This window comes from Streptomyces sp. HD (assembly GCF_028369295.1).
GTDB lineage: Bacteria > Actinomycetota > Actinomycetes > Streptomycetales > Streptomycetaceae > Streptomyces.
Genome location: NZ_JAQMYP010000015.1, coordinates 166,041 through 176,679 on the forward strand (window position 1 = coordinate 166,041; position 10,639 = coordinate 176,679).

Here is a 10,639-nt window from a genome sequence, read left to right on the forward strand (position 1 = left end):
GGCCATGAGACCCGCGGTCACGAGAGCCGCGGTGACGAGAGCCGCGGTCACGAGAGCCACGGCCACGAGACACGCATACGCACCGCCGCGCCGCCGAAGGGAGAGCGATGAGCAGCGAAGCGGATTCCACCCTGCCCCTGTCCGAGAGCCAGGAGGGGATCTGGCTGGCCCGGCGCATCGAGAGCTCGCGCGGCTTCTACACCATCGGCCAGCACGTCGAGATCCTCGGGCCGCTGGACACCGGAGCCTTCGAGAACGCGCTGCGCCGGGCGGTCGAGGAGACCGAGATCCTGCATGTGCGGTTCGAGGAGGAGCCGAGCGGCGGAGCGTCCCAACTGGTCCTACCGGCACCACAGTTGAGCCTGACGACGGTCGACCTCACCCCACACGAGGACCCGTGGGCCGCGGCCCTGGCATGGATGGGCGCCGAGCTGCACCGGACGGCACGGTCCGCCGACGGCGGCCTGTTCGCGTACGCGCTGCTCACCCTCGGGCCCGACCGGCACGTGTGGTACCAGCGCTACGACCACCTGCTGATGGACGGCTTCGGCTGCTCGCTGATGGCCCGCCGCGTCGCCGAGCTGTACACGGCGGCCCTGCACGCGGACCCGCCCCGCCCCGCGGGCCACGCGCCACTGCGGGAGCTGCTGGAGCAGGAGTCGGCCTACCGCGACTCCGAGGAGTACGCGCGGGACCGCCGCTACTGGCACGACCACTTCGCCGACCGGCCCGAGCTCACCGCCCTGCCCGGCCATCGCACCGCCGCTCCCGACGGCGCCGTACTGGCCACCGGCCACCTTCCGCCGCCGGCCGTGCGCGCCCTGCACGAGACCGCGGCACGTGCCAGGGTGAGCTGGCCCCGGCTGGTCGTCGCGGCCGTCGGCGCCTTCACCTGCCGGATGACGGGCGCCGACGAGGCCGTACTCAGCCTGCCGGTCGCCGCACGCCTCAACGGCCCGGCGCGGCGCACCCCGTGCACCATGGCGAACGTCCTGCCCTTCCGGCTGCGCGCCACCCCGGACATGAGCCTGGACGACCTCGCCCGTGCGGCCGGACCCGAGACCGCCGGTCTGCTCAGGCACCAGCGGTACCGGGGCGAGCGACTGCGCCGCGAACTGTCCTGGCCGGACGGCGGCCGCTGGCACTTCGGCCCCTTCGTCAACATCCTGCCCCTCGGGGAGAACCTCCGCTTCGGGGACTGCCGCGGCATCGTCCGGGACCTGTCCAACCGCCGCGTCGAAGAGCTGAGCGTCGTGGTGAGCGGCTGGTCGGACGACCAGGGCATGGCCGTCTCCCTGGAGGCCAACCCGGCGCACCACGACCAGGAGTGGGTGAGCGGCAGCCACCGGTCGCTGGTGCGATTCCTGGAGAGGCTGGTCGCAACCCCGTCCACACCGATCGGCCGAATCGACGCCGCGTCCGCCGGGCCGGTCCCCGGGGGCGTCCCTGGGAGGATGCCCGCGGATGCTTCGCGGCCGGTTCCTGCGGCTGGTCCTGGGCCGGTCTCCGGGGCCGACTCTGGGCCGGTTCCTGCGGCTGGGTCTGGGCCGGTTCACGGGGCTGATTCTGGGTCGATTCCCGGGGGCGTCCCTGGGACGATGCCCGCGGATGCTTCGCGGCCGGTCCCTGCGGCTGGTCTTGGGCCGGTCTCCGGGGCCGACTCTGGGCCGGTCTCTGCAGCTGTGTCTGGGGCGATTCCTGCGGCTGATCCTGGGCTGATTCCCGGGGGCGATCCTGGGCCGGCTCCTGCGGCTGGCCTTGGGCCTGTTCCTGCGGCCGACCCCGGGCCGGTCCCCGCAGCCGCCTCCCGGCCCGTGGCGGCTGCCTCACGGCGCACCCGTCCTGTCGCCCCGGCTGTCTCCCGCTCCGTCGCCGAGGACGGTCTCGGCCCCGTGACCGCCCCGCCGTCCGATGCGGCGCATGCCCCGCTGGTGCCGGAGCTGATCGCCGGTCAGGCGCTGCGGCGGCCCGACGCGGTGGCGCTGGCGGACGGCGCGGGCTCGTTGACGTACGGCGAGATGTGGCGGCGGGCCGGGCAGGTGGCCCGGCGGCTGGTGGGTGCGGGCGTGGGGCGGGGCGATCGGGTCGCGGTGGTGCTGGAGCGGTCCGCGGACCTGGTCGTGGCGCTGCTCGGGGTGTGGCGGACCGGAGCCGCCTATGTCCCCGTGGACCCCGGTCATCCGGCCGAGCGGGTGGCGCGAGTCCTCACCGACTGCGCCCCGTCGGTGGTGGTGTGCGCAGGCACGACGCGTGCGACGGTGCCGGAGAGCGGCGCCCGGGTGGTGATGTTCGACGGCTCGGGCAGGGACGGGGAGCCGGTTGCCGACGACGGCGCCGACGCCCCCCGCACCCCGACCGGTCCGCACGACGTGGCCTACGTGATGTACACCTCGGGGTCGACCGGCGCCCCGAAGGGCGTGGCCGTGCCGCATGCCGCCGTGGCCGCGCTGGCCGGTGAGCGCGAGTGGCATGTGAGCCCCGACGACACCGTGCTGATGCATGCGCCGCACGCCTTCGACGCCTCCCTGTACGAGGTGTGGGTCCCGCTCGCGGCCGGCGCCCGGGTGGTCGTCGCCCCACCGGGACCCGTGGACGCCCAGCGCGTGCGCGCTCACGTGGCCGCGGGTGTCACCCGGCTGCATCTGACGGCGGGCACCTTCCGGGTCCTCGCGGACCAGGAGCCGGACAGCCTCACCGGCCTGCGCGAGGTGCTGACCGGCGGCGACGTGGTGCCCGCCGCCTCCGTCGCCCGGGTGCGCGAGGCCTGCCCCGAGGTCACCGTCCGCCATCTGTACGGCCCGACCGAGACCACCCTCTGCGCGACCTGGCACCTGATCCGGCCGGGCGGGACGACAGCCCCGGTGCTGCCCATCGGGCACGCCCTGCCGGGACGGCACGCCTACGTCCTGGACGCCTTCCTGCGGCCCGTGGAGCCCGGTCTGGTCGGGGAGTTGTATGTGGCGGGCGAGGGTCTGGCGCTGGGGTATTGGGGCCAGGCGGGTCTGTCGGCGGAGCGGTTTGTGGCGTGTCCGTTCGTGCCGGGGGAGCGGATGTACCGGACGGGTGACCTGGTGCGGTGGACGGATGAGGGTGCGCTGGTCTTTGTCGGGCGTGCGGATGCTCAGGTGAAGATCCGTGGGTTCCGGGTGGAGCTGGGTGAGGTGGAGGCGGCGCTCGCTGCCCATCCGTCGGTGGCCCAGGCCGTGGTGACCGTCCGCGAGGACACCCCGGGTGAACGCCGCCTCGTCGGATACGTCGTCCCCGAGGGCCCGGACGGTGTGGCACCCGACGCCGTACGCGCCCACGCCGCCGGACTGCTGCCCGAGCCCATGGTGCCGGCCGCGGTCTGTGCCCTGGACGCGCTGCCCGTCACCCGCAACGGCAAGGTCGACCGCGCGGCCCTGCCCGCACCGGACTTCGCGGGCAAGGTCACCGGGCGCGCCCCCCGGACACCGGCCGAGGCGGCTCTGTGCGAGCTGTTCGCCGCCGTACTGAAACTGAACGAGGTCGGCGCCGACGACAGCTTCTTCAAACTCGGCGGCGACTCGATCATGGCGATGCAACTCGCCGCGCAGGCGCGCCGCGCGGGCCTGCTCTGCACCGCGCAGGACGTGTTCGAACACGAGACACCGGCAGCCCTGGCGGCCGTGGCCACATTCACCGAAGCGGCCCGGCCGACCGCCCCGGAGGGGACCGGCGCCCCGGCCGCCGAAGCCCTCCTGACGGACCTGACCCCGGACGAACTCGCCCGGCTGCGCGCCGAACGCCCCGGCCTCGTGGACGTCTGGCCGCTCTCCCCGCTCCAGGAAGGCATGCTCTTCCACGCCACGTTCGACCACGACAGCCCCGACGTGTACGCCAGCCAGCGCGTCCTGGCCCTCGACGGCCCCCTGGACGTGGCGCGCCTGCGCGCGTCCTGGCAGGCGCTCATCGACCGCCACGCCGTACTGCGGGCCTCCTTCGCCCGACGTGCCTCCGGCGAGCAGGTGCTGGTCATCGCGCGGGACGTGCCGCTGCCCTGGCGCGACACCGACGTGGCGGAGCTGCCCGCCCCCGAGGCGGCGGCAGCGGCCGCACGGCTCGCCGAGGCGGAGAAGGCCGAACGGTTCGACCTCACGACGGCACCGCTGCTCCGGCTGCTCCTGATCCGGCTCGGCGAACACCGTCACCGCCTGGTCATCACCAGCCACCACACCCTCCTCGACGGCTGGTCCATGGCGGTCGTCTTCGGCGAGCTGGCCCAGGTGTACGCCGCCGACGGTGACGCGCGGACGCTGCCCGCGGCGACTTCGTACCGTGCCTACCTGGCCTGGCTGGCCCGGCAGGACCGGGAGTCGGCGCGCCTGGCCTGGCGGTCGGCGCTCGCCGCGGCCGAGGGGCCCACGCTGGTGGTGCCCGAGGAGGCGGTCAGGGCAGCGGTCGTGCCGCGTCCGGTGCGGTTCGAGTTCAGTGACGAACTCACGCATGCCGTAGGCAGGTTGGCGCGTGCCCACGGGGTGACGGTCAACACCGTGGTGCAGGCCGCGTGGGCGCTGGTGCTCGCCCGGCTGGTGGGGCGCACGGACGTCGTCTTCGGCACGACGGTGGCCGGCCGGCACGCCGATCTGCCGGGTGTCGAGTCGATCGTCGGGCCGTTCATCAACACCCTGCCCGTCCGCGCCGCCCTGGCGCCGGACCGGCCGGTCGCCGAGCTGCTGACCGAACTGCGGGCACACCAGGTCGCCCTGATGCCCCATCAGCACCTGGGCCTGCAGGAGATCCGCCGGACCGCCGGTGACGGCGCGGTCTTCGACACCCTCGTCGTGTTCGAGAACCTGCCCGCGGCGCAGACCGCACCCGCCGCCGACGAGCCCGCGCTCACCCTGCGGCCCGTGGGGGAGCCCGAGGACCGCGGCCACTACCCGCTGGCGCTGATCGTCGTACCCGACGAGCGGCTGCGCGGACACCTCGTCGGCCGCCCGGACGTGATCGCGCCCGAACGCGTCACCGAACTGGTCCGCTGGCTCACCCGGGTCCTGGAACAGCTGACGGCCGACCCGGCACAGCCGCTGGGCCGCGTCGCCGTCCTGGGCGGCGGGGAGCGTGCGCTCGCCGTCGCGCGCGCTCGCGCGGCGGAGGAGACCGGCCCGTCCGGCACCCACGACGACGCCCTCGTGCCCGACGCCTTCGCCCGCCGGGCCGTGCAGGCGGCCACCGACGTGGCCCTGGAGGCGGACGGACGGACCGTCACCTACGCCGAGCTGGCCGCCGCGTCGGCCCGCCTCGCCCGGTACCTCGTCGGCGAGGGCGTCGGACCGGAGTGCCGGGTCGCCGTGCTGGCCGACCGCTCCGTCGAACTGATCGAGGCGCTGCTCGCCGTGTCGTTGGCGGGCGGCGTCCACGTACCGCTCGACCCCGGCCACCCGGCGGCGCGGCTGCGTCTGATGCTCGACGACGTCGCCCCGCCGGTCGTGCTGTGCACCCGCGCGACACGCGCCGCCGTACCGCCGGAGTACGGGGGCCATGTCGTGACCGTCGACGACCCCGCCATGGTCCGGACGATCGCCGGGCACCCCGACGGACCCGTCACCGACCGGGACCGCCGGACACCGCTGCGGGCGGCGCACGCCGCCTACGTCATCCACACGTCCGGTTCCACCGGAACCCCCAAGGGCGTCCTCGTCCCGCACGGCGCCCTGCGCAACCTCGTCACCGACCATGCGCGGCGCTACGCGCTGGACGCGTCCAGCAGGGTGCTGCAACTCGTCTCGCCCAGCTTCGACGTGTCGATGGCGGACATCTGGCCGGTGCTGTGCGCGGGCGGCCGACTCGTGCTCGCCCCGCCCGCACGGCGGCACGCGAGCGGCGAGGACCTCGTACAGCTGATGAGCGCCGCCCGCGTCACCCACGCGGCGATGACGCCGACGATGCTCGCGCAACTCCCGCCCCGGCACCTGCCCGCACTGCGCGTGCTGATCATCGGCGGCGAGACCGCGCCCGACGCCCTGCGCCGCCGCTGGACCGTCACCGGCCGTGCCGTGCACAGCGAGTACGGCGTCACCGAAGCGGCGGTCACGTCCACGGTGAGCCGCCCGCTGCACGCCGAGGACCGCCCCACCACGGGCCGTCCGATCGACCGCACCGCCGCCCATGTGCTGGACGGCTTCCTGCACCCGGTGGGCCCCGACACGGTCGGCGAGCTGTATCTCGCCGGCGCCGGTCTGGCCCGCGGCTATCCGGACCGGCCCGGGCTGACCGCCCAGCGTTTCGTGGCCTGCCCGTTCGCACCCGGCGAGCGCATGTACCGCACCGGCGACCTCGTGCGCCGCACCCGCACCGGAGACCTCGTCTACCAGGGGCGCGCCGACGCACAGGTCAAGGTGCGCGGCTTCCGCGTGGAACCCGGCGAGATCGAGGCGGCCCTCGCCGCACATCCCCGGGTCGGCCGCGCGGTGGTGGCACTGCGCCGGGACGGCAGGGGCGAGCGGCGCCTGGTCGGCTACGTCACCCCGGCCGCCGACGCCGCCGTATCCGCACCGCCCGAACGGCCGCTCCTGGACGGCGAGTCGGTCCGGGAGGCCGTCGCCGACATCCTGCCCGCCCACATGGTGCCGACGGCGGTCATGGTGCTGGACACCCTGCCGGTCACCCCGAACGGCAAGACCGACCTCCCGGCCCTGCCCGCCCCCGGCTTCGCCGAACGCGCCGTGGGGCGGGCTCCCGAGGGGGCGGCGGAGGAGGTCCTGTGCACCCTGTTCGCCGAGGTGCTGGGCCTGGAACGGGTCGGCGCCGACGACAACTTCTTCCGCCTCGGCGGTGACTCCATCACCTCCATGCAACTGGTCAGCCGTGCGCGCGGGGCCGGTGTGTCCTTCACCGCGCAGGACGTCTTCGAGCGCCCGACGGCGGCGGACCTCGCATCCGTCGCCCGCCTCGGCACCGGAACGGAGCCCGCCTGGGACATCGGTGTGGGCGAGGTGCCCTGGACCCCGGTGATGCGGGCCCTCGGCGAGCGGGTCACCGGCGGCGCCTTCGCCCAGTGGGTGACCCTTGGCGCACCGGCCGGGCTGGGCACGGACGCGCTGACGGCGGGACTCGGCGCCCTGCTCGACACCCACGACATGCTGCGCGCCCGGACGGACGGGACCGGCCCGGCCACGCGCCTCGTCGTGCCCGACAAGGGCACGGTGGACCCGGCCGGACTCCTCACGGTCACCGACGCGACCCAGGTCCCCGAACCCGACCTGGACGAGGCCGCGGACCGGGCCGCCCGCGACGCGGTACGGCGTCTGGACCCGTCGTCCGGCGTGATGGTCCAGGCGGTGTGGCTGGACGCCGGGCCCGCACGCACCGGCCGACTGGTCCTGGCCCTGCACCACTTGGCCGTCGACGGAGTGTCCTGGCGGATCCTCGTGCCCGATCTGCGCGCAGCCTGCGAGGCCGCCGCGGCCGGCCGCGAACCCGCCCTCGACCCGGTCGGAACGTCGTTCCGACGCTGGGCCAGCCTGCTCGCCGGCCAGGCGAGCGACCCGGAACGCACCGCCGAACTGGAGGGCTGGGGCGCCGTGGTGGCCCACGCGGAACCCCCGCTGGGCCGGCGGAACCTCGACCCGCTCCGGGACACCGCGGCCACCGTACGCCGCGCGACCTGGACGGTACCCGCGCAACAGGCCCGCTCCCTGGTCGGCGAGACCCCCCTCCTCTTCCACTGCGGCGTCCACGAGGTGCTCCTGTCGACCCTGGCGGGCGCGGTCCGCCTGATCCGCGGACGCCCCGAGGGCACCAACGGGGCCGTGACCGAGGAAGCCGGACAGCACCCCGGCGACGGGACCGGCGTCGTCCTCATCGACGTCGAAGGCCACGGACGCCACTCCCTCGGCGGCGCGGATCTGCTGCGCACCGTGGGCTGGTTCACCAGCGTGCACCCGGTACGCCTCGACCTCGCCCGAGTAGACCTCGACGAGGCACTGGCCGGCGGGCCGGCCATCGGCGTGCTCCTGAAGTCCGTCAAGGAGCAGGCGCGGGCGATACCGGGCGACGGACTCGGCTACGGCCTGCTGCGTCACCTCGGCCCCGAGACCGCCCCCATCCTGGCCGCACTGCCCAGCCCCCAGGTGGGCTTCAACTACCTGGGCCGTTTCGCCACCGCCCCCAGCACGGGAGCCGTGGCCCCCTGGCAGTTGGCAGGACGGACCCCGATCGGCGGCTCGGCCGCCCCCGACCTGCCCGCGGCACACACCGTCGAAGCAGCCGCCGCCGTCCGCGACACCGCCGACGGCCCCGAACTCACCCTCACCCTCAGCTGGCCCGCCGCGGTCCTCGCCGACGCGACGGCCGACCGGCTCGGCCGCACCTGGCTGGACCTGCTCACGGCCCTGGCCGGCCACACCGCCAACCCCACCGCGGGCGGACACACCCCGTCCGACTTCACGCTCGTCGACCTCGCGCAGGACGAGGTGGAGGAGTTCGAGGCGATCGCCGCCCAACTGGCCGGGCCACCGGGAGCGCCGGGGGCACCCGGAGCCCCGGGGGCGCCGGGGCGACCGAACGGGCCGCACGGCCTCGCCGCACGCAACGGACTCGAAGGACTTGAAGGAGTCGAAGGACTCGAAGGAGGACGGTCACTGTGAAGGCTTCCACCGCCGGTCAGGGATCCCCCGGTCAGGGATCCCCCGCGCAGGCGTCCGCCCTCGCGGAGGTATGGCCGCTGTCGCCCCTGCAGGAAGGTCTGCTGTTCCACGCCGACCTCGACGGCGGGGACAGCCCCGACACCTACACCGTGCAGTCCGTCCTCTCCGTCGACGGCCCACTGGACGCCGCACGGCTGCGCACCTCGTGGCAGACGCTCCTCGCCCGCCACCCCGCCCTCCGGGCGAGCTTCCACCGGCGCGCCTCCGGCGAAGCCGTGCAGCTCATCATGCGGGAAGTGACCCTGCCCTGGACCGAGGCCGACCTCTCGGACCACACGGACACCGCCGCACACGCCGAGCTGGACCGCCTCGTACGCGCCGAACGGGCCCGAAGGATCGACCCCGCGGTCGCCCCTCTGCTGCGCCTCCTCCTCGTACGTCTGGGAGCACGCCGCCACCGCCTCGTCCTGACGAGCCATCACATCCTGCTCGACGGCTGGTCCCTGCCCGTCCTGCTGGACGAACTCACCACGGTCTACGAGGCGAACGGCGACGTGTCGTCCCTTGCGCCGGTCACGTCGTACCGCGACTACCTGGCGTGGCTGTCCCGCCAGGACAAGAAGGCCGCACGAGCCGCCTGGCGCACGGAGTTCACGGGCGCCGAGGAGCCCACGCTCGTCGCCTCGGCCACGACCCCGGCCCCCGGAGACTCCGGTGAGCGGCCCACCCCGACGCGCCGGTCGGCCCACCTCTCCCCGGAGACGACCACCGCACTCACCGACCTGGCACGCACCCACGGACTCACCCTGAACACCGTCGTCCAGGGCGTCTGGGCCCTGGTGCTGGCCCGCCTCTCCGGCCGCACGGACGTGGCCTTCGGCGCGACCGTCGCGGGCCGCCCACCGGAACTGCCGGGCGCCGACTCCGCGATCGGCCTGTTCATCAACACCGTCCCGGTGCGAGTGAGCCTCGACGGCACACAGCCGGTACTGCGGATGCTCGCCGAACTCCAGGAACACCACACGTCCCTGATGCCGCATCAGCACCTCGGCCTCGCGGACATCCAGAGCGCGGCCGGCCCCGCAGCGACCTTCGACACGCTCCTCGTCTACGAGAACTACCCGCGCAGCAGGAGGCAGTCGCCCGACCCCGACACCGTCACCTTCTCCTCCGTGGAGGCCCGCCAGGCCACCCACTACCCCCTGTCCATCGGCATCGCCCCCGACGAACGGCTCCGCGTGGACGTGACCTACCGCCCCGACCTCGTCGACGAACAACTCGGCGAGGCACTGGGCGGCATCCTCACGCGGGTCCTTGAGCAGGTCGTCGCGGATCCGTCGGCCCCGGTGGGCCGGCTGGGCGTGCTGACCGGTCCCGAGCGGGGGCTGGTGCTGGAGGGCTGGGGGGCTACTGCGGGTGGGGTTCCGGCTGGGCTGGTGCCGGAGTTGATCGGGGAGCGGGTGCGGGTGGCGCCGGGTGCGGTTGCGGTGTTGGAGGGTGACCGGTCGTTGTCGTATGGGGAGTTGTGGGCGGCGTCGGGTCGTGTGGCCTCGTATCTGGTGGGTGGTGCGGGGGTGGGGCGTGGTGATCGGGTTGCGGTGGTGATGGACCGGTCGGTGGATCTGGTGCCGGTGCTGTTGGGGGTGTGGCGTGCGGGGGCGGCCTACGTCCCCGTGGATGCGGGGTCTCCGGTTGAGCGGGTGTCGCTGGTCCTGGGGGACTGTGCTCCGGCGGTGGTGCTGTGCTCGGAGGCGACGCGTGCGGTGGTGCCGGAGGGCGTTGGTGGGCGGGTCGTGGTGGTGGATGAGCCTGCCGCCGCAGGGGAGTTGGCCGCGTTCGGTGAAACGGCGCCGGCGGTTCGGGTCGGTCCGGCCGACGTGGCGTACGTGATGTACACGTCGGGGTCCACCGGCGTGCCGAAGGGCGTGGCGGTGCCGCATGGGAGTGCGGCGGCGTTGGTGGGTGAGCGTGAGTGGTGCGTCGGTGTGGGGGATGCGGTGTTGATGCATGCGCCGCATGCGTTTGATGTG

Annotated in this window: 2 protein-coding genes; both read left to right on the forward strand. The window is 74.5% G+C overall.

Annotated features, from left to right (window positions below):
* Positions 1 to 107: 107 nt before the first annotated feature.
* Positions 108 to 8,609, forward strand: a complete 8,502-nt coding sequence (locus tag POF73_RS17250; protein WP_272116108.1) for a non-ribosomal peptide synthetase — start codon at positions 108 to 110, stop codon at positions 8,607 to 8,609.
* Positions 8,606 to 10,639, forward strand: a 2,034-nt coding sequence (locus tag POF73_RS17255) for a condensation domain-containing protein (RefSeq protein WP_272116110.1), incomplete at its 3' end; no start/stop codon positions are given. The genes POF73_RS17250 and POF73_RS17255, both read left to right, overlap by 4 nt.

Coding starts and splice junctions, on each gene's coding strand:
- POF73_RS17250 (WP_272116108.1), top strand. CDS start 108: ATGAGCAGCGAAGCGGATTCCACCCTGCCCCTGTCCGAGAGCCAGGAG.